Here is a 26145-nt window from a genome sequence, read left to right on the forward strand (position 1 = left end):
CCGCGATCAAAAGGAGAAATGAATGCTCAAGAGACCCCTCGCCATCGCAGCCATCGGAATGCTCGCCGCGGCGTCGGTCGCGACCGCCCAGGATCATGGCATGGACCACGGCATGCATGGCGATCACGTGATGGGCGCGACGCCCGTCGCCACCGAGCCGGGCCAATCGGCCTTCGCCGCCATACAGGAAGTCGTCGACATCCTAACGTCGGATCCGCGGACGGACTGGTCCAGCGTCGATATCGAAGGGCTGAGACAACACCTGATCGACATGGACAACGTCACGATGCGCGCGACGGTGACGCGGCGGTCGACCGATGACGGCACCACCTTCATCGCGACGTCCGACGACCCCGGCGTCACGGCATCGATCCAGCGCATGGTCGCTGCGCACGCCGCAACCATGAATGGCGTGAACGGATGGGCACTGACGGCCGAGACCGTGCCCGATGGCGCGGCGCTCACGGCACGGGGGAACCCGGACAAGATCGCGGCGCTCGGCTTCATCGGGATCATGGCGACCGGCGACCACCACCAGGTGCATCACCTCGCACTCGCCAAGGGCGCTTTGCCTCACTGACGGCGGGCAGGCCCGCGCGCATCGCGTCCTGCAATGGGCACCGCCACCGGCACCGTGGCCGGTGGCGGCGCGGACCTTCAGTCGTCGTCCATCATGGGGCTGTCATCCATCATGCGCCCCGGCCGGCCGTCGTCGGACCAGTAGCGGCGCATCCGTTCGTACATCCGCGCCGGTTCGTGCATCTCGTCGAGCGTGACCTCGCCGTCACCGTCCTCGTCGAGGTCCTGGAAGATGTCGACCATGTGGTCGCGAATCATCTCGGTGTAGAGCATTTCGAACTCCTCGATGGACAGGGTGCCGTTGTCGTCGGCATCGAACTCGGCCTGGAGATCCTCCATGCCCTGCTCCATCTCCTCGAAGGTGACGCGCCCGTCGCCGTTGGCGTCGAAGTCCTCGTGGTCCATCATCATCCCCGGCCCCGCCATCATGCCGAAGCCCGGGCCGGTCATCATCCCGAACCCGGGGCCGTTCATGATGCCGAAGCCGGGTCCCATCATCATGCCGGGGCCGAAGGCCTCGTCGTGCATCCCCATGAAGCCGGGGCCGAACCAGCTCCCGCCGGAGCGGGNGAGTTACGACTGTCCATGTGCCTTCAGTTAGGAGGTTCCAGCGCTGGAAGGTCAATCTGACGCATCGTCGCGACAATGCCACACGGGTCGGCGAGATGTATTCTAGGGCGGCACGGGGCGTTGGCCATGATGGCCGTCATAGGCGAAGGGCCCCGATTGACTGGACTGCGCAGCTGTCGACCCGGTTGGGATCCTTGCGGATTCTCAGCCCCTTGCCGTTTCGGAACCCGTATGCGGCTGCCTGCGTTGTGAGGACAATATTACCGGGACGAACCGGGGGACGTTGTTCATGGCGACATTACTGGTCATTGCCTTCTGGACGGCCGCGTCCGTGGCCCTCGCGCTTGCGCTGTCGCGGCTTCAGAACCGCACGAGCGCGCCGCAGGCCGCGCCGTTCCTGGGCGGTGGCACGCCGGACACCCATGCCTGGCAGAGATACCATTTCCGCGCCTACACGATGACGCTCCTCTTCATCGCCTTCGAGATGGAGATGATGTTCATGTACCCGTGGGCCGTGGTCTTCGTCTCGGAAGGGCTGAAGGCGATGGCCGAGATGGGCATGTTCCTGACCATTCTCGCCGTGGGCATCCTCTATGGCTGGCGCGAGGGGGTGTTCCGGTGGGAATGAGCTGGCTTGCCCGACTGGCCGCCGGGGCGCCGGCCCCGGTCTATCCCGTGATCGGCGAAGGCGCGCAGCCGAGGGTGGAGCGCCTATTCGCCTCCGCGGCGCTCGAACGCGCGCAAAGCCCGCGCGCGGCGGCCCTCCTGCTTGTCTCGGGCAACATTCCCGAGGCGCACCGGGAGGCACTCGACCGCGTGCATGACCAGGTGCCGCGCCCGCGCCTCGGCCTGCACTGGGAAGGGGACGATGGCATCGAGGAGCGGCTGCTCGACGCCTGGCGGACATTGTGCGCCGGGGCGACGGGCGACGCGGACCGCCTTCCGGACGAACCGCCCAACCCGTGGGAAGGCGAAGGCGACTTCGGACAAGGCGGCGAAGGCATGATGGGCGGTGTTCCCTATGGCCGTCCCATGGCGATGACCGGCGAGGACGTGCGCGACGGGCTCGAGCTCGACCGATACACCGCGCGCGTCGGGCCGTTCGCCCCGATGCTGCCGCCCGGACTGGTGCTCGAGGTCACGCTCCAGGGCGACGTGATCGTGGCCTGCGACGTCCTTTCGCCCCCCTATCCCCAACCGGAGGACGCCGACGACCCCGCGCTCTGCGCGGCCCGGATGCTGCGGCTCCTCGGCCTGCCCGGGCCGGCCGACCGGCTGATCCGGGGCGGCGCGGCCCATGCCATCGGGGCGCGGAGAGCGATCCCGAGGGGGCTCGGCCGGCTCGAGAACGCAGGCGACGCGCGCATGCGTTTCGCGGACGCGCTGCGCGGACGAAACGGCGGGGCAGCCGACGGGATATTCGACACGCTCATCGGCCTCGAATGGTCCGAAGCGGCGCTGGCGCTGGCCTCGGTCACGCCGTCGGCGCTGCGGCAAGCGGCCCTGGAGGTGGCATGACGACCGCACTCCTCGTTCTCACCCTCGCCTCCACGCTCGCCGTGGGCGCCTGGCTGGGCGCGTGGTTCGACCGGCTGGCCCCGCTTCTCTACGGTGGGCGCGCCGCCGGGCCGCTCGCCCCCTTGCGCGCAGGGGCCGCGGCCCTTCTGCGCCCGCGCATCGAGACCGAGGCGCCCGACCGCATGAACGCCCGGCTCGCGCCCGGCTGGTACCTTGCGCTGGCCGCCGCCGGGCTTTCGGTCGTGCCTTTCGCCCCCGGCGCGGCGCTGATCGAGACGCCGGTCGGGATCGTCGTGTGGGGCAGTTGCGAGGCGCTGACCATCGTCGCGGTCTTCCTGCACGGCTGGTCGCCCAACGCGCCCTTCCCGTTGATCGGGGCCTACCGGTATGCCGCAATCGGCCTGCCGGTGATGCTGCCGTCCATGTTCGTGCTGATCGCCGCCGCGCTGCCGGCGGAATCGCTGTCCTTCACGGCCATCGTCGAGAGCCAGCGCGAGGTCTGGAACATCGTCCGCCAGCCGCTCGGCCTACCCCTGTTCCTGATCGTTGGGCTGACGCTGACCCTCCGCGGGCCGATGGATTTCGCGGACGCCGCGGACATCGCGGGCGGCACGTCGGCCGAGGACAGCGGGCCCGGTCGCGCGCTGTGGCAGGGGGCGCGGCTTGCGATGCTGGTGTCGTTTTCCGCCGTGGCCGCGACCACTTTCCTCGGCGGCCCGCTCGGCCCCGCGCTGCCGGGGCCCGTCTGGCTCTGGATCAAGACCGCCGCGATCATGGCGCTGACGGTTGCGGTGGGCCACGGGGTCGCGCGCACGACGCCCAGCCGGATGCTCACCATCCTGTGGGTCGTGCTCCTGCCGCTTTCGTTCGTCCACCTGCTCGTCTCGGGGGTGCTGGCGCTATGATCGACGCACTCGTCATCCTTCTCGTGCTCTTCGCCGCCTGGACCGGCTGGCGCGTCTTCCGGGTGGATTCCATGATCCGCGCGACCTTTTCGCTCATGCTGTCCTTCATTTCCGTGGGGGCGATCGGCGTCCTGTTGTCGGCGCCCTACATCGGCGTCGCGACCGTCTTCATGATGGCGGTCGAGATGATGGTCATGGGGATCTTCATGGTCATGTTCATGATGAACCCCGCCGGGCTGAACCCGATGATGATGGTCCACCAGCACAAGCTGTCGATCGTGGCGGGCGTGCTCGCCGCGCTCGGGCTCGGCGCGGCGGTCCTGACCACGACGCTGCCGACGGACCCGGTCCCGGGCGAAACGGACGTCGTCAGCGACCTGGGCCACGAACTGCTGGGCCCTTCCATGCTGATCTTCGAGACGGCGGGTGTCACGCTGCTTGCGACCATGATCGGCGCGGTCGTGCTGTCGTCGCGCCGGGGCCGTTACGGGCAGGCGGACGAAGGGTCGCGCCCCCCGGGGCTCGACCCCGGCGGCCCACCGGCAGGGCGCCAGCCGGAGGGCGAAGGCGGGCACCACCATCACCACCACCATCACGGGGGCCATTGATGACCTTGACCATCGTTCTCCTGGGCGCCGCGGCGTTGATCGGCATCGGGCTTTACGGCGCGCTCAGCCAGCAGAGCTTCGTCATGCTGATGATGGGGCTCGAGCTGATGCTGAACGGCGCGCTGCTCGCGATCATAGGGCTCTGGAGCCTCGCCCTGGGCGGCATGCCCGAGGGGCAGCTGCTGGCGATCATCGTCATGGCCGTCATGGCGGTCGAGATGTCGATCGGCTTCGCGCTCATCGTCGCGGTCTACCGCAAGCGCCAGGCGGACATGACCGAAGCGCTGGGGACGCTGAAGGGATGATCTGGGCGCCGGTTCTCATACCCGCCCTGGCCGGGCTTGTCATCTGGGCCGTCGGCGGCGGGCGCGTGCGGCTCGGCGTCCTGGGCACCGGGGCCGCGCTCCTGACGCTGGCGGCGACGTGGGCAGCGGGAGACGCCACGGGCGGCTTCGACTGGGCGGGCACGCTGTCGCTCACGGTCGCCCTGCCGCCGATGGCGCAGGCGGTCGCGGTGACGACCGGGGCCGTGACGGTGGCGGTGATGATCTTCGCCGCCTCGCACGAGGAAGAGGCCGGGCTCGCGCGCCTCATCGGCCTGCTCCTCGTCTTCACAGGCGGCATGGAGCTCGTGGTGATCGCCTCTGACCTGCTCACGCTTCTGATCGGGTGGGAGATCGTGGGCGCCTGTTCCTGGGCGCTCATCGCGCATCACTGGCGCGCGGAGGCACCGGGCCGCTCGGCCACCTACGCCTTCGTCATGACGCGAACCGGCGACCTGGGTCTCTTCCTCGCCCTCTTCGTGACCTATACGGCAACCGGCGGGGCGGCCTACGCCGACCTCGCGGCGCTCGACGGCGGACCGCTGACGCTGGCCGCCGCGGGCATTCTGGTGGCGGCCGTATCCAAGGCCGGCCAGTTGCCCTTCGCCCCGTGGCTCTTTCGCGCGATGGACGGTCCCACCTCGGTTTCGGCGCATCTGCATTCGGCCACGATGGTCGCGGCCGGGGCCTACCTGCTCGCGCGCCTGCACCCGCAGCTCGCGCCCGCTACCGGCTTCGCTCCGGCCGCGATGGCCGTGGGGCTCGTGACCGCGATCCTCGCCGGTGTCGCGGCCGTCCGCCAGATGCACGCGAAGAAGGTGTTGGCAGGTTCGACCTCGTCCCACATGGGGCTGATGATCGCCGCCGTCGGCGCGGGCTTTCCGGGCGTCGCGATCCTGCACCTCTTGGTGCATGCGGCCATGAAGGCAGCCCTGTTCTTCGTCGCCGGGATCGCGAAACACGCCGCCGGCACCTTCGACCTGCGCGAGATGCGTCTTGGCCGGGCCCTGCCGATCGTGGCCGCGCTCGCCGCCATCGCCGCGTTGTCGCTGGCCGCCGTGCCGCCCCTGTCCGGCGGCTGGAGCAAGGAAGAGGTGATGAAGGCGCTGGAGCACGCGGGGCTCCTGAGCGCCGCGGCCGGCATTCTCGCGGGCGGCATCTCGGCGGCCTACGCGACACGCTTCGCCGTCATGGCCTTCTGGCCCGACGCACCGCGCGGCGAGACGAGCGGCCGGGGCGAGAACGCGGCCCTCGCGCTCGTCGGCGCGGCGGTGGTCGGCTTGTCAGCGCTGTGGTTTCCCCCGGTGCACGACGCCGCCGCCCAAGCGCTCGGCGCGACACTCCCCGAAGGCTCCACGGCGGGCCTCGTCGCCGCACAGGTCGCGGTCGCTCTGGGGGTGGTCACCGGCCTCTACCTCGCGCGAAATCCCGGCGAGGCGCCCGAGGCCGACTGGTTCGGCCTCCCCGGCCTGATCGACGCCGCCGTCACGCGCCCTGCCCTCGCGGTGTCGATGTGGGCGAGCCGCGTCGACGACGGCTGGGTCGACAAGGTCGTCACACGCTCCGCCACGGGGCTGGCGGGCCGGGCCACGGGTGCCGACACGGGCTGGATCGACCTGATCCCGCGCGGCAGCGCGGGGCTGGCCCGGCGCATGGCGGGCGGGGCCCAACGTTCGGACGCGCGCGGCCTGCCGGCGATGCTGTCGGACGGGTCGGCCCGGATGGTCGGCCATGCCGGGGCCGATGCGGGGCGCGCCCAGACCGGGCTGTCCCATCACTACTATGCCATCCTGGTCGCGGGCCTCGCGCTCGCGGTTCTTTTCCTGATCTTCGGAGCCTGACGTGCTGACACTGATTGTTCTCGTTCCCATCGCCGCCGCGCTCATCCTGGCCCTCCTGCCCGGGATCGGCGCGCGGTCCGCGCGGGCCACGGCAATCGCCGCGACGGCGATCTCGCTGGTGCTGCTGGTCGTGGTCTGGATCGGCACGCCCGGGGCGGAAGGCTTCCGCGCCGAGGCCGAGGTCCCCTGGATTCCCTCGCTCGGGGTCGCGTGGCGCGTCGGCGTGGACGGCATGTCGCTTGCCCTGTCGCTGATGAGCGCGCTGATCTTTCTGGCCGCCGCGGCCTGGCCGATCGAGCTCGACAACGCGCGCGGCTACTATGCCTGGGTGGCCTTCCTCGCGGGCGTGTCGCTGGGCCTCTTCGTGACGCTCGACCTGATCGTGTTCTACGTCTTCTTCGACCTCAGCCTCGTGGGCATGTATTTCCTCATCGGGCGCTGGGGCCACGGCAGCGCACAGGAAGCCGCGCTCAAGTTCTTCATCTACACGCTGGCCGGGTCGCTCTTGATCCTGATCGGGATCATCGTGCTGGGCCTTTCGATGCCGGAGCTCACCTTCGACATGCGCGCGATCATCGCGGAGACGCCACTTGACCCGGGCGGGCTTGCCGCGGGACTGGTGCTCCTGGCGTTCGTGATCGGTTTCGGCATCAAGACCCCGATCTTTCCCCTCCACACCTGGCTGCCGCCGGCACACGTGGACGCGCCGGGACCGGCCTCGGCGATCCTCGCGGGCGTGCTTCTCAAGATGGGGACCTACGGCCTTGTCCGTCTGCCCCTCCAGATGATGCCGGAGACCTTCGCGACCTGGGCATTGCCCATCGCGGTCGTGGGCGTCGTGTCGATCCTGTGGGGCGCGATTGTGGCGCTGGCACAGGAGAACCTGAAACGCCGGATCGCCTATACCTCGGTCAACCACATGGGCTACGTGATCCTCGGAATCGCGGTGGCGGGCTCCGCCGCCGGGAGCGAGGCGGCCCGAGAACTCGCCCTCACCGGCGCCATCGTGGAGATGGTCGCGCATGGCCTGATCACGGGGTCGCTGTTCCTCGTCGCGGGCGCGTTCTGGCAACGCACCCAGGACTACGATCTTGCAAATTACGGCGGCCTCGCGGGGCCCGCGCCGCGCCTGACCGCGCTGGCCACGCTCGCCGCCTTCGCCTCGCTCGGCCTTCCGGGGCTCGCGGGCTTCGTGGCCGAGCTTCACATCTTCCTCGGCGCCTTCGGCGTCTACCCGTGGCTCGCCGCCGTGGGCCTGCTGGGCATCCTCGTGACCGCCGCACTTTTCCTCGTGATGCTCCGCAAGCTGTTCTTCGGGGCGTTGCCGCCGAAGCGCGCGGGGTTCACCGACCTCGACCGGGGCGAGGTCGCGATCCTCGCCGTGCTCCTCGCGCTCGTCGTGCTGATCGGGCTCTGGCCCGCCTGGCTGATCTCGCTCATCGACGCGGGCGGACTGCTGACCGTGCTGCAAGGGGGAGGCTGACATGCCCATTGGCGACCTGGCGCCGGAACTGTCGGTTCTCCTGACGGCCGTCGCCGTGCTCCTGGCCGCGATGGCGCTGCCGCAGCGCCTGCACGGCTGGTGCGCGGTGGTGGCCATCGCGGGGCTCGCCGTGGCCGCCGGCTTCACCGTCGCGCAATGGGACGCGGCCCGGATGACCTTCTCCGGCACCTTCGCGCTCGACCGCGCGACCGGCTGGGCGCGGCTTCTCATCCTCGCCATGACGGCAGGCGTGGCGGCGCTGTCCCCCGCCTGGTTCGCCACCGACCGGCGCCATGGCGAATACTGCGCGGTGCTGCTCTTCTCGGCACTGGGGGCGCTCGCGATGGCCGGGGCGGCCGACCTCATGCAGCTCGTCATGGGTGTGCTCCTGTCCTCGGTCCCGGGCTACGTGCTTGCCGCCTATCACCGCGACTGGGAGATTTCGCTCGAGGCCGGCATGAAATACTTCCTCGTCGGCGCGCTCGCCAACGCGCTGCTCGTCACCGGCGTGATCCTCGTCATGGGGATGGCGGGCAGCACCGACTACGCGGCGCTCATCCTGGTCGGCCTGCTGTTCAAGCTGGGCGCGGTGCCCGCGCATGCGTGGATGCCGGACGTGGCCGAGGGCGCGCCGGTCCCATCTGCGGCCTTCCTCACCATCGTGCCGAAGATCGCGGCGGCGGTTGCGCTTTTCCGCGTCGTGTCGCTCGTCCCCGAAGAGACCTTTCCCCTGCGCCTCCTGGTGGCGATCGCGGCGGCGGCGACCATGACGCTGGGCAACCTCGCCGCTCTCTGGCAGACGGATTTGCGCAGGCTGCTTGGCTGGTCCTCGGTCTCGCAATCGGGCTACGCCCTGATGGCGGTCGCCGTGGCAGGCGCTGCCGAGACAGCGCTTCAGGCGCTCGTGGCGTTCGTGGGTGTCTATGCGCTCGCCAACCTGCTGGCCTTCGCCGTCATCGCGCACCTGCGCGGGCGCACCGCGCTCGAGGACGTGGCCGGTTTGCTGCGCGCCCGCCCCGTTGCCGCCATCGCGCTGACCCTTGCGCTCCTGTCCTTCGTGGGCATCCCGCCGCTTCCCGGTTTCCTGGGCAAGTTCGCGCTGTTCGAGGCGACGCTGGACGGGGGGCTGTCGTGGCTCGCGATGCTGGCCGTCGCCAACACGGTGGTGTCGCTCTTCTACTACCTTCGGGTGATCGGGCCCGCCGCGCTTTCCAAGCCGAAGGACGCGATGGGGACACTCGGGCGCGCGAGCTTCACGGTCATTCTCGTCGCGCTTCTGGCGATGGCCGTGTCGGTTCCCGTCTGGGGCGGGCTGTGGAACGGGTTGCCGGCCACGCTCCTGCCCATGTGACACGCCCAAAAGCGCGCGTCAGGTGGTGGCGGGCGCCGATAAGAATTCGGGCCGCACGAAGCTCCACGGCGGCACGCGCCTGCGCCAGCTTACCGAAGCGGAATTGTTCCGTCCGACGGCCCACGCGAAGCGCGCCCGCCTACGCGCCGCTGACGTTCGTGATCTCGCCCACGTTGAAAAACGCGGTCAAGCCGCCCGACGATGCCGCCGCCGAGGGCCCCGCCCCGCCCTCAGCGCGTGTTGCGATGGGTGGTCGCGCCCAGGTGCGCCGGGTCGACGAGCGAGGCGTATTTGCGCAGCGTCGCGGTTTCCGGGGCATGGGCCTCCGGGATCTTCACCGGCTCGCGCTTGGCCAGCTCCTCGGGCGGGACGTCGACGTCGAGCAGGTGGGCACCCGCGTCGATGCGGATGATGTCGCCGGTGCGGATGAGCCCGATGGGCCCGCCCGCCGCCGCCTCGGGTCCGACGTGACCGATGCACAGACCGCGCGTGGCGCCGGAGAAGCGGCCGTCGGTGATCAGGGCGACCTTCTCGCCCATCCCCTGCCCGTAGAGAAGCGCGGTGACGCCCAGCATCTCGCGCATCCCCGGCCCGCCGGCGGGACCTTCGTTGCGGATCACGATGACGTCGCCCGCCTCGTATTCCTTCTTGCGCACGGCCGCGACCGCGTCTTCCTCGCAGTCGAAGACCCGCGCGGGTCCCTCGTGGACGGTGTGCTTGAGCCCGGCCACCTTCAGCACGGCCCCCTCGGGTGCGAGAGAGCCCTTGAGCACCACCACCCCGGATTTGTCCGATATCGGCCGGTCCGCCGGGCGCAGCACGGTGCCGTCCGCCGCGTCGCCGCTGTCAGCAATCTCGCCGATGGTGCGGCCCTCGATGCTGGGGCAATCGGTGTGCAGCACGCCCGCATCGCGCAGCACGCGCAGGATCGCCGGGGTGCTGCCCGCGTGGTGCATGTCCTTGGCCCAGAAGGCGCCACCCGGTTTCAGGTCTGCGACCAACGGGACGGATTCCAGCACGCCGGCGATGTCGTCGAGGGTGAAGGAGAGGCCGACCTCGTTCGCGATGGCCGGCAGATGGAGCAGCGCGTTGGTCGACCCGCCGGTCGCACCCACGGCCACGACCGCGTTCTCGAGCGACTTGCGCGTGATGAGGTCGGAGGGCAGCGGCCCGCCCTCGTCGATCGCACGGCGCAGCAGGCCCGCGGCGCGCTTGATGAGGACCGAACGCTCGGAATAGACGGCCGGGAGATACGCGGTGCCAATCGGGGCCAGCCCCAGCACCTCGGCCACCAGCGCCATCGTGTTCGCGGTGAACTGCCCGGCGCAGGAGCCGACCGTGGGCACGCCCACCCGTTCCATCGCGGCAAGCTCTTCCTCCGTGGTCGTGCCCTCGTAGACCTGGCCCACGGCCTCGTAGACGTCGACCACGCCGACCTCGCGCCCCTTCCACGGCACCGGAAGCGCGGCGCCGCCGTAGAGGAACACGGCCGGGCGGTTCAGGCGCGCGATGGCCATCATCATCCCCGGCAGCGTCTTGTCGCAGGAGGCAAAGGTCATCAGCCCGTCGTAGGCATGGCCCCGCGCGACCGAGTCGATGCTGTCGGCGATGATCTCGCGCGAGACGAGCGAGAAGCGCATGCCCCGGTGATTCATCGACATGCTGTCGGCGACGGTGATGGTGCCGAACTCGAACGGGGTCATCTGTTCGCGGGTCACGCCGAGCTTGGCCGCCTCGACCTGCGGGCGCAGCGACATCGTGCAGGGCGTCACCTCGCTCGCGGTGTGGGCGATCCCCACGAAGGGGCTCTCCAGCGCCTGGTCGTCGTGGCCCATCGCGCGCAGGAACGCCCGGTGCGGGGCACGGTCGAGCCCCTCGACGATGGTGCGGGATACGAGGTGATCTGTCTTCTTGCCGGTCATGTCGCGCGGGTCCTCCCTGTGATCGTGCACAACATGAACGAACGCGCCCCACGTGCAAGGGCCATCCCGCCCCCTTTCGTCCATCCGCGCCGCGCGCGCCGGGATGCGCGGGCGCCGGGGTCAACGCCGGATCGGGTTCGTCCAGGCGCGCCGGCCCGCGCGGTCCACCACCGTCACCCGCAGCCAGTCGGAGGCGTAGAAGCGGTTGAGCGGCACGCTCGCGCGCGTCATGGATTGGCCGTGCGTCACCGCCGCGGCCTGCCCGTGCCCCTGCACGATGACCGAGGCGGCCGCCGAACACTCCACCACGATCTCGTTTCGGTGCATCTCGACCCCGTGGATCGCGGGGCCCTGCGAGGCATAGAAATCGCCGCGTTTGAGGGCGTCGAGCAGGAGGTCCGGATCGTTCGCCTCGGCCTTGACCATCACCCAGCCACCGAAGTGATCCGGCTCCGTGAAATGAGCGTCATCGGTCGCGATGATCGACAGGTCGCGCCCGTCCGAAAGCAGCAGGTCCAGCACGTGTTCCCCGCCGCCCCGGTCGCAGCCGACCGCGCAGCCGTGGTTATAGATCTCGACGGCGTGCGCCGCGTCGATGGTGCGCGCGTCGTTGAGCGTGAGCCCCGACCAGTGCGGATGCGCGATCGCCACGAAGGCCCCGGCATCGCGGGCGCGCCGCGCGATCTCGGCCCCCGTTTCCTGGTCGTCCACGGGCAGGAAGCCGGGCGAGTTCGACGGCGCGAAATCGGCGGGCAGCCCCACGGCGAGGATGTGCCACAACTCCCCGTTCTCCATCGCGCCCGAATGAAGCTCGGCCCCGATGATGGTGGTAAAGGCGTTCGTGCGGTGCGCCGTCGTGTCGGCCAGCGGATAGCCGAACATCCCGACGAAATGGTCCGTCAACGCGATGAAGTCATAGCCTTCGGCGGCGTAGCGGCGGCAGACTTCGGCCGGTTCCAGCGCGCCGTCGGACAGGGTCGAGTGGGTGTGCAGGTTGCCGCGCCAGAAGCGTCCGGGGGCGGAGAATGCGGAAAGGGCCATGATGCGCTCCGGGAAATGGTGTTGTCAGTCGGCGTCCGGCGCGTCGAGCCCGACCGCCTTCGCGGCCAGCGCCATGAAGGCCGCGTATTCATCGGGGTCGAGGCGTCCCAGGATGTCCCGTTGCAGGGCAGCCACGACCGGGAGCAGCGTGGCATACCGCTCCTGTCCCGCCGGGGTCAGCGCCAGCACGCGGGCACGCCGGTCGCGCGGGTTCACCTGCCGCGAGACGAGCCCCTTCTGCTCCAGCCGGTCGACCACGCCTCCGATGGTCGCGCGGTCGTAGGCGATCAACGCGGAAAGCTGCGCCTGGTCGATGCCGGGATGCGCGCTGAGTGCGTCGAGGGCTGCGAACTGCACCGAGGTCAGGTCGTGTCCCTCCTCCTGCATCCGCTTGTGGAAGACCTGTGCCGAGCGCTGCTGGAGCCGCCGGATCACGTGGCCCGGCATCGCCTGTGCGGCCATGCCGTTGCGGGCTTTCGTCTCGGTCTCGGCCATCTGTCGCTCTCCGCGCAGTGTTGGGTGTCGGGGGCATCCTGCCAGACGGTAGGCATGCATATCAATTGCCGTTTGGCCCGATCGTGGTATCCGCCACGTAAAGAACCGTTCGCATTGTTCGCAAGAGCCGCGAAGGCGCCACATTGCCGCTCCCGCGCGGTCACAGGCGCGCGCGACAGACGCGCTGCCGAACACATGGGGGTGGGTATGGCGATCATCGTTCAGGATCATTTCACGACCGGACTCGACGCGCTCGACCACGGGATCAGCGACCTCGCGCTGCACATGGGGCCCACGGGCCTCACGCTCGTGGCGCAATCGGGGCGCAACGGCGGGCTGGCCAGTTTCACGGTCGGGGCGGACGGGACGACCCGCGCGGTCGATCAGCTGGTCTACAGCGAGGGCTGGGGCACAGGCCTGTCCGACGCGCTGGCGCTGCTGCCGCAGGCGGGCGGCGGCTGGGAGGTGCTCTTCGGCACTACCCAGCCCGGTGTGCTGAGCAGCATGGACATGGACGCGCTTGGCGAACTCGGCTCCCCCTCTGCTTCGGGAAGCCTGGCCGCCGATGTCGGCCGGATCACCGACATGGCCGCCGCGCCCGGCGGTGTCGCCTTCGTGGATGCGGCGGGCACGCTCGCCTACGCGCCCGTCGACGCGACCGGAGCGTTGGGGGCGATGGTCACAATTCCGGACACGACGGATACGCACCTGTCCCACGTCAACGCCGTCGCCGCGGGCACCGTCGACGGCGCCACGATCATCATCGCGGGCGACGCGGCCGACGACGCGATCACGAGCTTCGTCACCACCTCTGGCACCCCCGTGCCGGCGGACATGGCGGGCCACGACGACGGGCTGGGCATGTTGTCGCCCACCGCGATCGAGATCGCCTCGGTGATGGGCCAGTCCTACGTCATCACGGCCGGCGCACGCGACGGCGGCGGAACGCTGTCGGTTTTCCGGTTGGGCGCCGATGGCAGCCTCACCAACACCGACCACGTGTTCGACACGCTCGACACCCGCTTCGGCGGGGGCGCCGACCTGGCCACCGTCACCCATGACGGCCGCCTCTACGTGGCCGCGGGCGGGGGCGATGACGGCGTCTCGCTCTTCGCGCTGGCGCCGGGCGGCCAGCTTCACCTGCTGGAGACGATCGCCAACAGCTGGACCGACGGCACGTCGGGCCAGGCCGCGCTGGCGGACGTGAGCGCGATCGCGGGCGCGACCCTGGCCGACCAGCTCCACCTTTTCGTGGCGAGCGAGGACGAGGCCGGCCTCACGCAACTGTCCTACGACCTGTCGCACCAGGGCACACAGCAGGTCGCGAGGGCCAGCGGCGACTCCTTGAACGGGACGGCCGGGGACGACCTCCTGGTCGGCGGTGCCGGGGCGGACGTCCTGACCGGCCAGGCCGGGGCGGACATTCTCGTCGACGGGGCCGGCACGGACACCCTCACAGGCGGGGCCGGTGCGGACGTGTTCGTGCTGTCGGCGGACAGCGTGTCGGACGTGATCACGGATTTCGACCCGGCACACGACCGGCTCGACCTGTCGCATTGGCCGATGTTCTATTCCGCCGCCGGACTGACGATCACCCCCGACGCGGCGGGCGCGTTGATCACCTGGGGCGCGGAGTCGATCCTCCTGCGCTCGGCCGGCGGCGGGACACTGTCGGCCGGCGACATGCGCGGTGCGGTGGTCGACACGCTGGATCGGCCGGTGGACCTGTCGGTTTTCACCTTCCCGGACCCCGATGACGCGGACGACACGGGTGACACCGATGACGGCACGACCGGCGGAACCGGTGACAGCGTGGGTGGCGACGACACGGGCGACACCACCGATGCCGGCGACGCCCCGGACACCGGCGGGACGGGTGACGAACCGGATCCCGACAACACACCCGACCCCGCCCCGGAACCCGAACCAGAACCTGAGCCCGAACCAGAACCTGAGCCTGAACCTGAGCCTGAGCCTGAGCCTGAGCCTGAGCCTGAGCCTGAGCCTGAGCCTGAGGAACAATACGACCTCTACGACACGGCGGGCAACGACACCCTCACGGGGGATTTCAATGCCCAGAGCTTCAGGCTGTCCACTGGCAACGACGTGGTGCGCGCGGGCGGCGGCGACGACGCGGTGGACGGCGGCGCGGGGCGCAAGCGCGTGCTGCTCGGACCCGGCGACGACGTGTTCGACGACCTGGGCGAAAGCGGCGCGCAGGACGGCGATATCCTGCGGGGCCACCTCGGCAACGACAGGCTGATCGCGGGGCTGGGGTCCGACGACGTGGACGGCGGCCCCGGCGACGACGTCATTCGCGCTGGCGGCGGAGACGACACGGTCACCGGCGGCGACGGCGCGGACGAGGCCTGGCTCGGTGACGGAGACGACACCTACGTCGACGCCGACGATGCGCCCGACGCCGACACGATCCACGGTGAAGGCGGCAACGACGAGATCACCGCCGGTGGCGGTGCGGACCGTATCGACGGGGGCGACGGGAACGATCGGCTGGGCGGACGCGGCGGCGACGACGTGATCTTCGGTGGCGCGGACCAGGATCTCCTGTGGGGTGCGTCCGGCCACGACATCCTGTCTGGCGACGCGGGCCGCGACCGGCTCTACGGCGGATCGGGGAACGACCAATTGTCCGGCGGCGACGGCGACGACGAACTGCGCGCGCACTGGGGCAATGACACCCTCGCCGGTGGTTCCGGGAACGACGAATTGCATGGCAACCAGGGGGACGACGTGTTGCACGGCGATGATGGCGACGACCGGCTGCTGGGCGGCACGGGCCACGACGCGCTTCACGGCGGGACCGGCGACGACCGCCTCCATGGCTTCCACGGAAACGACAGTCTCTTCGGAGACGAGGGCGACGACCAGCTTTTCGGCCAGGGCGGCGCCGACCTGATCGAGGGCGGCGCGGGCAACGACCTGCTACGCGCGCATTGGGGCCATGACACCCTGATCGGCGGCGATGGCAACGACACGCTGCATGGCGACGGCGGGCACGACCGGCTCGAGGGCGGCGGCGACGACGACCTGCTCTACGGCGGGGTCGGAAATGACAGGCTGTTCGGCGACGCGGGCGACGACCAGCTGTTCGGCGGGCGCGGCGAGGATGAACTTCACGGCGGCGATGGAAACGACACGCTGCGCGCCGAGGGGGCCGACGACACCGTCTCAGGCGGACGCGGTGACGACCGCCTGCACGGCAACCCGGGGAAAGACATCCTCTACGGCGACGCCGGGGACGACCAGATCTTCGGCGGCTGGGGCGACGACGAGGGGCACGGCGGCGACGGCAACGATACGCTGCGCGGCTTCCACGGCAACGACACGCTCTACGGTGACGCGGGCGATGACCTGATCTTCGGTGAAGGCGGCCGCGACCGGCTCGAGGGGGGCGCGGGCGACGATGTGCTGCGCGGCCATGGCGGGCACGACACGCTGGTCGGCGGCGACGGTGCCGACGAACTGCACGGCAACGCTGGGCATGACCGGCTGCAAGGCGACGGCGGCAACGACCGCCTGTTTGGCGGCTGGGGGCACGACAGGCTCTTCGGCGGAGAGGGAAACGACTCGTTGCGGGGCTTTCATGGCCGCGACACGCTCTACGGTGAGGCGGGCGACGACCAGCTGTTCGGGCAAGGCGGCAACGACGCACTCGATGGCGGGGACGGAAACGACCTGCTGGACGGCGGTGCGGGCAACGACGAGCTGGGCGGGCGCGACGGAGATGACCACATCATCGGCGGAGACGGCGACGACACGATCTGGGGCGCCACCGGCAACGACATGATCCTGGGAGGCACGGGGAGCGACAACATCTTCGGCGGCGTGGGCGATGACCGGATCGAGGCCGGGGATGGCGACGACCGGGTCGAGGGCGGTGACGGGAACGATACGATCGACGGGGGCGCCGGGGTCGACGTCCTGCTGGGCCTTGCCGGGAACGACAGCCTGTCGGGCGGCGACGGGCACGACCGGCTGGTTGGCCACGCGGGTGACGACCTGCTCCGGGGCGACGGGGGCAACGACCGCCTGTTCGCAGGATGGGGGAACGATACCGTCCATGGCGGGGCGGGCGCTGACCGGCTTTTCGGTCAGCCCGGTGCTGACGTGCTCTTTGGCTGAGCCGGGAACGACCGCCTGTTCGGGCAGGCCGACGACGACGTACTGGTCGGCGAGGCGGGCAGTGACCTTCTGTGGGGTGGCGCCGGCGCGGACCGCTTCGTGTTCGACCTGGGCGCGGGCAACGACCGGATCCGAGATTTCGCGGCCGAGGACACCCTGGTGCTCACGGGCGCCCTGCCCGACGAGGTGCGCCTGTCGCACGCGGACGGCGACTCGATCGTCGAATGGTCGGACGTCCGCATCGTGCTCGAGGATTACGGCGACCTGACCCTGCCGGACATCGACTTCACCTGACGGGCCGCTCAGATGGCGCGGACGACCACCGCGACCGCGATGACGATCGCGCCGTAGCCGAAGAGCGCGAACAGTCCGTCGCGCAGCAGCAGCGTGAGCGAAAGGAGCGCGACCGCCGCACCCATGATCGAGGACGAGAACGGGATGAACTCGAGCGCGGGCATCACGAGCCCCGCCAGCGTGCACAGAAGGAAGATCACGCGGTCGAGCGGCGGGGTCACCAGCACCTGCAGGCGCGGCCGGGCGTGACCGTCGATCCAGCGCGCGGGCTTGCGCAGGGCCTGCGCCGCGGATTCCAGTCGTTTCGAGGGGATCTTGCGGCGTCGCAGCCAGGCCGGAAGCCACAGCGACGTACGGCCGAAGAGCATCTGGACGGCCACCAGGGTGATGGTGATCCCGCATACGGAGGAGAAGAGCGGGATGCCCGACAGGGGCGTCACCACGGCCAGCGCGGGCGCGAGAAGCACGGGCACGAAGCCCGCGTGTTCGAGCTCTTCCAGCACGGCGCCGAGCGAGACCTCGTCGCCCTTCGCCGCGGACTCGAGGTCGTTGACCACGTCCATCATGCCGGCACCCTCCGGCGGGCTTTCAGTTTCGTCGTTCATGGTGTCCTTCGAGGCCGCCGTTGTCGTCCGGGTGCGAAGAGCCAACGCCGCACCCGCACGCCCGGGTTCCCCGCGATCTTACGCCCGGCGCGGACCAAGCGCACCCCGGAACCCGCGACGCCCCTGCCCCGTTTTGACAGCACGCGGACGACAGAAAGGAGCCAAGGTGCTGGACTGGATACAGGAATACGCCGACGTCATCCAGATCGCGGCGAGCGTGATCACGGCGCTCGTCTGGGTCGTCTACCTGCAGATCCTCGTGCACACCTTCCGGCGGCAGCGGCGTACGAGCCTGCTTATCAACCGGGGCGGCGCACAGGACATGAGCGCGCGCTGCCTGGTCAGCAACATGGGCAGCGAGCCGATCTACCTGCAGGACGTGCTGGCGGAAATCGAGACCGGAGAGGACCAGTACACCGCGAGCGTGGTCGACCACAGCGAGCTCAGCCGGGACGAAATCGACCGACCCGAGGAAACGACGAGCCAGGGGCCCGTGCACAGCGGCAGCTTCGTCGATATCGGCAGTTTCCGGGATATCCTCAGCCGGGCAGACCGGTCCATCGGCGACCGCAGCCGACCGGACCAGGTCCGCAGGCTGACCCTCATCGCGATCGCCGCGAGCAACCAGGCGCAGAACATCGTGGCCGCCTGCCGATCCTTCGACGTGGTGCGCGAGGAGGGCTCCGAATCACTCCTCCCGCCCAGCGTCCACACGCGCCAGATCCGGAGTTGGCGGAAGCGCCGGCAGCTCACGCGGATCCTCGACAGGCTCGAACGGGAGAGGGTCATGAAGCAAAGTGTCGGGTCGCAACTGACCGGGACCTATCGGCCCGCCTTGAGGACCGGATGACGGTTTGCGGGCTTCACCGGCAAAATGCCGCTGACCACGGGGCGAAAACGGCGCTTCTCATGCTTGAATCGACATTTTGCATGCCCACCTCGGGCGTGTCGACGGGGCACACCCCGAGGCATGCAGCCGCCGGTTAGCAGGTATGAACTGAGTGCATCAAATCAGAGATTTTTCTCTATTGATCGACTCGAAAAACGGGCGTAACGGCGGTTTTTACAACACCACTTGGTTTCGCTTTGGAAAGCGGACTGGAGGACGAAATGCTGACACGCGACCAACTGATCAAGGAATACGATGCCCGCCGCGGGACTCTGCCTGCGATGCTTGGCGTGTACGGTATTCTTGTGGCCGTCCTCGGTCTGACCGCTTCCGCGATCGTCTGAGCCACACGTACCAGCGCCAATCGATGAAAAAAAGCCCCGGCGCTTTCGCCGGGGCCCCTTTCTGCGTGCGTGCGTTCAGACGTCGGCCGCTTCGCCCACGTTGTCGACACCGCGTTCCTCGAGGAGCGTGGTGAGCCAGTTCGGGTCCATCTCGGGCACCGACGACAGAAGCAGGTCGGTGTAGGGATGGTGCGGGGGCGTGAACATCTCGTCCTTCGGCCCCTGGTCGACGACCTTGCCGTGCTGCATCACGACCACCTCGTCGGCGATGGCGCGCACCGTGGCGAGGTCGTGGGTGATGAACATGTAGGCAAGGCCCAGTTCCTTCTGGAGCCGGTCCAGCAGCTTCAGGATGCCTTCGGCCACCAGCTGGTCGAGCGCCGATGTGACCTCGTCGCAGATGATGAACTCGGGCTCGGCCGCGAGCGCGCGGGCGATGCCGATACGCTGCTTCTGGCCGCCTGACAGCTCCGGCGGATACCGGTTGTAGTACTTCGACGGCTCGAGCTCGATCAGGTCGAGCAATTCGTCGACCCGCTGCTTGAGGTCCCCACCCTTCAGGCCGGAATAGAACTGCGCGGGACGCCCGATGATCTCGTGGATCTGGACCTTCGGGTTCAGCGCCGTATCGGCCATCTGGTAGATCATCTGCGCCTGGCGCAGCTGGTCCTTGCTGCGGTCCGTGTAGCGCGGGGGCAGCGTTTCGCCCTTGAACTGGATCTCGCCCGCCGACGGCGGCAAGAGACCCGTGATGCAACGCGCCGTGGTCGACTTGCCCGACCCGGATTCGCCCACGACCGCGACGGTCATGCCCGGGTAGACGTCGAAGGACACGTCATCGAGCACCTTGACCCCGCCGGTATAGGCCGCGTCGATGTTCTTGACCGAGATGATCGGCGGCGTGCCGTCGGTCGGACGCTTCTTCTGCGGACGCTGGAAGCTGCGCACCGCCCAGAGGCTCTTGGTGTAATCCTCCTTCGGGCTCTTGAGCATCTGCTCGGTCGAGGCCTGCTCGACCTCCTCGCCCTTCAGGAGCACCTTGATCGTGTCCGCCATCTGCGCCACGACCGCGAGGTCGTGGGTGATGTAGATCGCGGCGGTGTTGAACTGGTCCACGATGTCGCGGATGGCCGCCAGCACCTCGATCTGGGTGGTCACGTCGAGCGCGGTGGTCGGCTCGTCGAAGATGATCAGGTCGGGGCGACAGGACATCGCCATCGCCGTCATCGCCCGCTGAAGCTGACCGCCCGACACCTGGTGCGGGTAGCGGAACCCGATTTCTTCCGGGTTCGGCAGGCGAAGGCGCTCGTAGAGCTCGATCGCATCCTCCTGCGCTTCCATCCGCTTCTGGATCCGGTACTGGACCGGCGCCTCGGTATGCTGGTCGATGATCTTGTGGGCCGGGTTGAACGACGCCGCCGCGGACTGCGCGACGTAGGCGATGCGCGATCCGCGCAGCGCCCGCCGTTCGGCCTCGGTCGCCGTGGTCAGCTCCATCGAGTCGAACTCGATGGAGCCGCCGGAAATCCGCGTGCCATCGCGGGCATAGCCCATGGCGGCGGCGCCGATCGTGGACTTGCCGGCCCCGGATTCCCCGATCAGGCCCAACACCTCACCGCGGTGGAGGGTCAGATCGACACCCTTGATGATGTCGATCCAGGTTTCGTCGGAGTAGCCCTGGATCTGGAGATCCTTGATCTCCAGCAGGATGTCCTTGTCGGAAAACTTACCCATATTATTGCTCCTTCAGGCCGGAGGACCGGAACAGCATCCAGTCGACGACGAAGTTGACGGACACGGTCAGCAGCGCGATCGCGGCGGCCGGGATCAGCGGGGTGATGTCACCGAACGAGATCAGCGTCGCGTTCTCGCGCACCATCGACCCCCAGTCGGCAGTCGGCGGCTGAAGCCCGAGACCCAGGAAGCTGAGGCCCGCGATGAGCAGGAACACGAAGCAGAATTCCAGGCCGAATTCCGCGATCAGCGGGGCCGTGGAGTTCGGCAGGATCTCGCGCCGGATGAGGTACCAGTCCCCCTCCCCGCGCAGCTTCGCAGCTTCGATGTAGTCCATCACCACGATGTTGCCCGCGACGGCCCGCGTGAGGCGGAAGACCCGCGGCGAGTAGATCACCGCGACGACGACCACGATCACCCAGGTCGACGTGCCGAGGATCGACAGCATCAGCAGCGCGAAGATCAGCGACGGGATCGACATGATCACGTCGGCGACCCGGCCCATGAACTGGTCGAACCAGCCGCCCTTCACGGCGGCGAGCAGACCCGCCAACGCGCCCAGGAAGAACGCGCCCAGCGTGGCGATCAGTGCCAGGCCCACGGTGTTGCGCGCGCCGTAGATGATGCGGCTGAAGATGTCGCGGCCCAGCTGGTCCGCGCCCAGCAGCATGTTGGCGTCCGGCGGCGCGAAGGCGCCCGAGATCACCTCGGCCTGCCCGTGCGGCGCGATGAGGGGCGCGAAGATGCCGGCAACCGCGTAGGTGAAGATGACGAACATCCCGAAGGCCGCCGTCAGCGGCGCCGTCTTCAGTTCCTTGGCCAGGTTCGGCTTGGCGATCAGGACCAGGAAGAACTTGAAGGCGTAGGACACGGCCGCGGCCGTTGCGAGCACCGCGACGAAGATCGTGATGACCTCCAGCGCCCCGGCCCCGCCGACGATCCCGGCCACGAAGGAGACCAGGAGCAGCGAGAAGACCATGAGGAACCACTTCTTGTAGTCCACATAGGCGAGGATCACCGAAGCGATGATGAGAGCGGCGTAATAGCCGAATACGAAAGTAGCCATTGATCCGCCCCCTTACTTCGGATGCCGCAGACGCGGGTTGGTGATGATCGCGCCCACGTCGGCCGCAAGGTTCAGCAGGATGAAGGTCGCCGCGAAGATCAGGCTCGAAGCCTGCACGACCGGGAAGTCGCGTTTGGACACGGCGTCGACAAGCGCCTGACCGATGCCAGGGTAGACGAACACCACCTCGACCAGCACGACGCCGGTGATGAGGTAGGCGAGGTTCAGCGCCACGACGTTGATGATCGGGGCCCAGGCGTTGGGCAGCGCGTGGCGCACGATCACCTTCCAGGGCGGCACGCCCTTGAGCCGGGCCATCTCGATGTATGGCGAGGCGAGGAGGTTGATGATCGCCGCCCGTGTCATCCGCATCATGTGCGCGGTCACGACCAGCACCAGCGTGAGCGCTGGCAGGAACGTTCGGTGCAGGAGCTCGCCCAGCGACATGTCGCTCGACAGGCTCGCGATCGCCGGGAACAGCGGAAGCTTCACCGACAGGTAGAGGATCAGGATGTAGCCCAGGAAGAATTCCGGGCTCGAGATCGAGGTGAGCGTCAGCACGTTGGCCACCCGGTCGAAGACCGAGTTGCGCAGCAGCGCGACCACGATGCCCAGCAAGATGGCGAAGGGCACGGCGATCACCGCGGCGTAGGCCGCGAGGAAGAGCGTGTTGACGAAGCGGTCCCCGATCGCGTTGATCACGGGTTCGCCGGACACGGCAGACACCCCGAAGTCACCGGTCACCGCACCGCCGAGCCATTCGAGATATCGAACGACGGCCGGTCGGTCGAGACCGAGCTGGTCACGCATCGCCTGGACCGTCTCGGGCGTCGCGCCCTGGCCCAGCACCGCCTCGGCGACGTCGCCGGGCAGGAGCTCAACCGCGAAGAAGATCAGGATCGATACGACAAGTAGCGTTAAGAGCCCGAAACCGAGCCGTTTCAGAACGAGCAGTAGCAGGTCGTTCATGGCAATCTGTCCCCTGTCCAAGTCCGGCCGGTTCATTGGTGCCGTGCCGGTTGTTTTTGCCGTCGTATCCTTGATGCCGCTCGGGTCCCGGCATCCCGCGCCGGGTGGGTCTCAGATGCGAATACGACCGGAAAGAAATCGGCCCGGCGCATTCAGCGCCGGGCCGTTGATCTGTGCGATCAGTCGGTGAACCACCAACGGCTCGCCGCGCGACCGCCGTCGCTCTCCCAGCTTGCTGCCAGGTTGTCCGGCGTGCCCACGTTGCCACGTGCGCCGTAGACGAAGTTGTTGAAGAACGGGATGACGGTGCCGCCATCGTTGCGCGCCAGCATCGCCATCTCGCGATACATCTCGGCACGCAGGCTGTCGTCCAGCTCCGCCTTCGCTTGGAGAAGCAGCTCGTTGAAGCGCTCGTTCTGCCAGTGGCTCTCGTTCCAGGCCGCGTCCGCCTTGTAGGCCAGCGTGTACATCACGTCCGGCGTCGGGCGGGCACCCCAGGACACGAGGCAGAAGGGCTTCTTCAGCCACACGTCCGAGTAGTAGCCATCGTTCGGCTCGCGCACGACGTTGATGGTGATCCCGGCGGCCTTGGCATGCTCGGCATAGAGCACGGCCATGTCGACGGCACCGGCCGAAACGCTGTCCGCGGTGGACAGGTTGACGGTCAGACCCTCGGCCCCGGCCTTCTTCAGAAGCGACTTGGCCTGGTCCGGATCGTACTCGCGCTGCGGGATGTCGTCGGGCCAGTAGGGCTGGGCCGGCGAATGGTGGAAGTCGTTGCCCTTCGTGGCCGCGCCGAACATGATCTTCTCGATCACCTCGTCACGGTCGATGGACAGCTTCAGCGCGTTGCGCACGTCGACGTTGTCGAACGGCGCGGTGTCGCAGAACATCGGCAGGGTGATGGCGCCGGCGGACGGCACGTTGAACACCTGGATGTTCGGGTCGCGCTGGAGCAGCGCCATGGTCTTCACGTCGACCTGGCTGACCGCGTCCACGTCGCCGGTGACGAGCGCCGTCTGACGCGCGTTCGGGTCGTTGAGCGTGAGCATCTCGACCTTGTCGAAATACGCGCCCTCGCCGTGCCAGCCTTCGTGACGCGACAGGCTGAACTGCACGCCGAACTCGCCCGAGTCGATCTTGTACGGGCCCGAGCCGTCGCCCGACTGCCAGTCGATCGTGCCGTCGTCGTTGGCCGGGCAGATCGCGAAGTGGTAGTCGGTCATCAGCCACGGCAGGTCGGCGTTGCCGCCGGTGAGAATGAACTTCACCGTCGTGTCGCCGTCGGCCACGATGTCTTCGACGTCCGACAGAAGCGCTTTCGCCGCCGAGGTGGAATCGTCACCGCGGTGGTGGTTGAACGAGGCGACGACGTCGTTCGCCGTGACCTTGCGCCCGCTGTGGAAGCTGGCGTTCGGGTTGATCGCGAAGGTCCACTCCGACGCGGTCTCGTTGGCTTCCCAGCTGTCCGCCAGGTCCGGGCCGAGCGACCCGTCGCCGTTGATCATGGTCAGGTAGGACCGGTGCGTGTGGGCCAGGAAGATCATGGTCCGGGTGACGTAGGTACCCGGATCGTGCGTGTCGCCGGTGTTCCCGTCGTGGATCCCCCACCGGAACGTGCCCCCCCGCTTGGCGTCCTGCGCGTGTGCGCTCGTCGCCCAAAGACTCGAAGCACCCGCCGCGGTCATGCCGGCGGCGGTTGAATAGCTCATGAAATCGCGGCGCGAAATCTGGCCCTTCTTCGCCCCTTCGGCGATCCGGCGGATCAGGTCGTTGTCTTTCTTCGTCATGTTAGCTCCCTGCTTTGATTGCCCGGCCTTGAACGGCCAAGCTTTCCGTCGAGCGTCCACCGCGCGGATGCATGCCGGACGCCAAAAAACGACATGTCATCACCAAAACACGAAATCTGTCGCGTATCCACCCCGCAGCAAATGGTTTTTTTAACCATCTCGTGAAGCGGATGTCGTTTTTGGAACATGCACCTCCCACGGTCCGGAAGATGCATCCCGGATGGCGGCAGAGCGCGGCAAGCCAGTTCCGGGCCGCGACAGACCCGGATGTATGGAGAGAGGATACACCGAAAAGGCGTTCAGACAAAGCGCGCGGTGCGGTGCGCCCTGCCCCGGCTGGCGTCTCAGCCCCCGGCCGGGGTCATCAGCGCCTCTTCGAAGGGGAACTCGGACAGAAGCTCGGTCCCGGTTTCGGTGACGAGGAGTTGCTGCTCGAGCTTCACCCCCTCGTGCCCGCCCTCGGCACCGATGTAGCTTTCCACGCAGAGCGTCATGCCCGGCTCGATCACCCCGTCGTAGCCCGCGCCCGGGAAGTCCCCGCGATGGTAGAGGTAGGGATACTCGCCCGTCATGCCGCAGCCATGCGCGCTCAGGTAGTATCGATTCGCGTGATAGGTGTGCGGGATGTCCCAGGCCCGGTCCGCGTAGTCGCGGAAGCTCAGCCCCGGCTTCAGGATGTCCATGTTGTGGTGCAGCTGCTCGAGCGCCGTCATGTAGAGCGTGCGCTGCGCATCGCTCGGCCGGCCGGGGCCGGAATGGAAGGTGCGCGAGAAGTCACTGTAGTAGCCGTGGCACCCGACCACGTCGGTATCGAGCGCGATCAATTCGTTCTCGCCGATGACGTTGGTGGAGCTTTCCTGGAACCACGGGTTCGTGCGCGCGCCCGCATTGAGAAGACGCGTTTCGCAGTAATCACCGTTCTGCGCGATGATCGACTGGTGCAGGACCGACCACAGCTCGTTCTCCGTGAGGCCGGGCCGGATCGCGTCGCGCAGGGCCGCAACGCCCGCCTCGGTCGCCCGGAGGGATGCGCGCACGCATTTCATTTCCTCGTCGGACTTGATGCAGCGCGCCATCTCGACCGGCGCCTGCGCGTCGACAACCTCGAACCCCGCCTCCGCCAGCGCGATGGCGGAGCCCGCGTTCATCCGCTCCATGCCGACGCGCACACCCCGCCCCACGAGCGAAGCGATCAGGTCGCCCATCTCGGCCGCCCAGGCCCGTTCGCGCGCGGCGATATGGGGGCCGGCGGCCACGAAGCTCGCGGTCTTGCCGGGGCGCACCTCGTCCACCGTCTCGAACCCGTCTGCCAGGAAAAGACAGCCGGTGAATTCGAACAGTATCGAGCGGTCGGCGGTCAGAAGCAGGTAGCGCGCCGCCTGGTTGCGCATCGAGAAGACCTGCATGTTACGCGTGCCGGTGGCGTAGCGGATGTTCACCGGGTCGCTCAGGATCACCGCGCCGATGTCGCGCCGGGCCATTTCCGCGCGCACGCGCCCGAGTCGGTAGAGCCGCACCGCGCGCAGGTCGATGCCTTCGCTTTCGGGGGCGCGGTCGAGCAGCGCGATGCCGGAGAGGTCGCTGCGCTCTGCGTGCCAGTCGAAGTTGGGCATTGCGGTCCTCCTGTTCGCGGGCCTTCGCCCTTCGTGCCTACGGGATTTCGCGCGACGACGAC

Annotated in this window: 23 protein-coding genes and 1 pseudogene; 14 read left to right on the top strand and 10 right to left on the bottom strand. The window is 68.6% G+C overall.

Annotation, left to right across the window (positions count from 1 at the left end; translation table 11 throughout):
* The first annotated feature begins 22 nt into the window (after positions 1–22).
* Positions 23–580: a hypothetical protein gene (locus tag GQE99_RS18475; RefSeq protein ID WP_161353356.1), complete on the top strand. Its 558-nt coding sequence runs from the start codon at positions 23–25 to the stop codon at positions 578–580.
* A gap of 77 nt (positions 581–657) precedes the next feature.
* Here the strand turns inward: GQE99_RS18475 and GQE99_RS18480 are convergent, their stop codons facing one another.
* A complete protein-coding gene (locus GQE99_RS18480; protein WP_161353358.1) occupies positions 658–1113 on the bottom strand; it encodes an EF-hand domain-containing protein in 456 nt (151 codons plus the stop codon).
* Positions 1114–1438: 325 nt separating this feature from the next.
* Between GQE99_RS18480 and GQE99_RS18485 the strand changes: the two genes are divergently transcribed.
* The 8 genes from GQE99_RS18485 to GQE99_RS18520 are packed head-to-tail and all read left to right on the top strand — an operon-like array spanning position 1439 to position 9178.
* A complete protein-coding gene (locus GQE99_RS18485; RefSeq protein ID WP_161353360.1) occupies positions 1439–1777 on the top strand; it encodes an NADH-quinone oxidoreductase subunit A in 339 nt (112 codons plus the stop codon).
* Entirely contained in the window at positions 1774–2667 is an 894-nt protein-coding gene (locus tag GQE99_RS18490) for a hypothetical protein (protein ID WP_161353361.1), read from the top strand. Before GQE99_RS18485 ends, GQE99_RS18490 begins: the two co-directional genes overlap by 4 nt.
* On the top strand, positions 2664–3572 hold the full coding sequence (locus GQE99_RS18495; RefSeq protein WP_161353363.1) for a complex I subunit 1 family protein: 909 nt from the start codon (positions 2664–2666) through the stop codon (positions 3570–3572). The genes GQE99_RS18490 and GQE99_RS18495 overlap by 4 nt, the downstream gene beginning before the upstream one ends.
* Complete coding sequence (locus GQE99_RS18500; protein WP_161353365.1) at positions 3569–4180, top strand: NADH-quinone oxidoreductase subunit J family protein; 612 nt, start codon at positions 3569–3571, stop codon at positions 4178–4180. Before GQE99_RS18495 ends, GQE99_RS18500 begins: the two co-directional genes overlap by 4 nt.
* Positions 4180–4485, top strand: coding sequence for an NADH-quinone oxidoreductase subunit NuoK (gene nuoK / locus GQE99_RS18505; protein WP_161353367.1), 306 nt, complete (start codon positions 4180–4182; stop codon positions 4483–4485). The genes GQE99_RS18500 and nuoK overlap by 1 nt, the downstream gene beginning before the upstream one ends.
* Positions 4482–6344: an NADH-quinone oxidoreductase subunit 5 family protein gene (locus GQE99_RS18510; RefSeq protein ID WP_161353369.1), complete on the top strand. Its 1863-nt coding sequence runs from the start codon at positions 4482–4484 to the stop codon at positions 6342–6344. Before nuoK ends, GQE99_RS18510 begins: the two co-directional genes overlap by 4 nt.
* 1 nt (position 6345) lies before the next feature.
* Positions 6346–7827, top strand: a complete 1482-nt coding sequence (locus tag GQE99_RS18515; RefSeq protein WP_161353371.1) for a complex I subunit 4 family protein — start codon at positions 6346–6348, stop codon at positions 7825–7827.
* Position 7828: 1 nt separating this feature from the next.
* Complete coding sequence (locus GQE99_RS18520; protein WP_161353372.1) at positions 7829–9178, top strand: NADH-quinone oxidoreductase subunit N; 1350 nt, start codon at positions 7829–7831, stop codon at positions 9176–9178.
* 230 nt (positions 9179–9408) lie between these two features.
* Here GQE99_RS18520 and GQE99_RS18525 read toward each other — a convergent pair whose 3' ends face one another.
* The 3 genes from GQE99_RS18525 to GQE99_RS18535 all read right to left on the bottom strand — a co-directional run bounded on the left by GQE99_RS18525 (position 9409) and on the right by GQE99_RS18535 (position 12636).
* Complete coding sequence (locus GQE99_RS18525; protein ID WP_161353374.1) at positions 9409–11100, bottom strand: dihydroxy-acid dehydratase; 1692 nt, start codon at positions 11098–11100, stop codon at positions 9409–9411.
* 120 nt (positions 11101–11220) lie between these two features.
* A complete protein-coding gene (locus GQE99_RS18530; protein WP_161353375.1) occupies positions 11221–12141 on the bottom strand; it encodes a PHP domain-containing protein in 921 nt (306 codons plus the stop codon).
* 24 nt (positions 12142–12165) lie between these two features.
* Positions 12166–12636: a MarR family winged helix-turn-helix transcriptional regulator gene (locus tag GQE99_RS18535; protein ID WP_235917299.1), complete on the bottom strand. Its 471-nt coding sequence runs from the start codon at positions 12634–12636 to the stop codon at positions 12166–12168.
* 207 nt (positions 12637–12843) lie between these two features.
* On the opposite strand from GQE99_RS18535, the gene GQE99_RS18540 reads away from it, so the two are divergent.
* The 3 genes and pseudogenes from GQE99_RS18540 to GQE99_RS18545 all read left to right on the top strand — a co-directional run bounded on the left by GQE99_RS18540 (position 12844) and on the right by GQE99_RS18545 (position 17073).
* On the top strand, positions 12844–16779 hold the full coding sequence (locus GQE99_RS18540) for a calcium-binding protein (protein ID WP_161353377.1): 3936 nt from the start codon (positions 12844–12846) through the stop codon (positions 16777–16779).
* Positions 16780–16791: 12 nt separating this feature from the next.
* A pseudogene (locus tag GQE99_RS21980) lies at positions 16792–16863 on the top strand (hypothetical protein); the annotation flags it as partial.
* A 15-nt stretch (positions 16864–16878) separates the two neighbouring features.
* Positions 16879–17073 carry a hypothetical protein gene (locus GQE99_RS18545; protein ID WP_235917300.1) on the top strand — a complete coding sequence of 65 codons (195 nt, stop codon included), beginning with the start codon at positions 16879–16881 and terminating at the stop codon, positions 17071–17073.
* An 8-nt stretch (positions 17074–17081) separates the two neighbouring features.
* Here GQE99_RS18545 and GQE99_RS18550 read toward each other — a convergent pair whose 3' ends face one another.
* On the bottom strand, positions 17082–17678 hold the full coding sequence (locus GQE99_RS18550; RefSeq protein WP_161353379.1) for an exopolysaccharide biosynthesis protein: 597 nt from the start codon (positions 17676–17678) through the stop codon (positions 17082–17084).
* A 166-nt stretch (positions 17679–17844) separates the two neighbouring features.
* On the opposite strand from GQE99_RS18550, the gene GQE99_RS18555 reads away from it, so the two are divergent.
* Positions 17845–18528 (top strand): hypothetical protein, encoded by a 684-nt coding sequence (locus GQE99_RS18555; protein ID WP_161353380.1) that lies wholly within the window; start codon positions 17845–17847, stop codon positions 18526–18528.
* Positions 18529–18788: 260 nt separating this feature from the next.
* Positions 18789–18911, top strand: coding sequence for a hypothetical protein (locus GQE99_RS21770; protein ID WP_268892760.1), 123 nt, complete (start codon positions 18789–18791; stop codon positions 18909–18911).
* Positions 18912–18986: 75 nt separating this feature from the next.
* Here GQE99_RS21770 and GQE99_RS18560 read toward each other — a convergent pair whose 3' ends face one another.
* From GQE99_RS18560 to GQE99_RS18580, 5 genes are all read right to left on the bottom strand, one after another.
* On the bottom strand, positions 18987–20645 hold the full coding sequence (locus tag GQE99_RS18560; protein WP_161353382.1) for an ABC transporter ATP-binding protein: 1659 nt from the start codon (positions 20643–20645) through the stop codon (positions 18987–18989).
* A 1-nt stretch (position 20646) separates the two neighbouring features.
* Positions 20647–21711 carry an ABC transporter permease gene (locus GQE99_RS18565; protein WP_161353383.1) on the bottom strand — a complete coding sequence of 355 codons (1065 nt, stop codon included), beginning with the start codon at positions 21709–21711 and terminating at the stop codon, positions 20647–20649.
* 12 nt (positions 21712–21723) lie between these two features.
* A complete protein-coding gene (locus tag GQE99_RS18570) occupies positions 21724–22680 on the bottom strand; it encodes an ABC transporter permease (protein WP_161353385.1) in 957 nt (318 codons plus the stop codon).
* Between the two features lie 179 nt (positions 22681–22859).
* Positions 22860–24470, bottom strand: a complete 1611-nt coding sequence (locus GQE99_RS18575) for an ABC transporter substrate-binding protein (protein WP_161353387.1) — start codon at positions 24468–24470, stop codon at positions 22860–22862.
* A 344-nt stretch (positions 24471–24814) separates the two neighbouring features.
* Positions 24815–26083: a M24 family metallopeptidase gene (locus tag GQE99_RS18580; protein WP_161353389.1), complete on the bottom strand. Its 1269-nt coding sequence runs from the start codon at positions 26081–26083 to the stop codon at positions 24815–24817.
* Positions 26084–26145: the final 62 nt, after the last annotated feature.

It is taken from the genome of Maritimibacter harenae (assembly GCF_009882975.1).
Taxonomy (GTDB): domain Bacteria; phylum Pseudomonadota; class Alphaproteobacteria; order Rhodobacterales; family Rhodobacteraceae; genus Maritimibacter; species Maritimibacter harenae.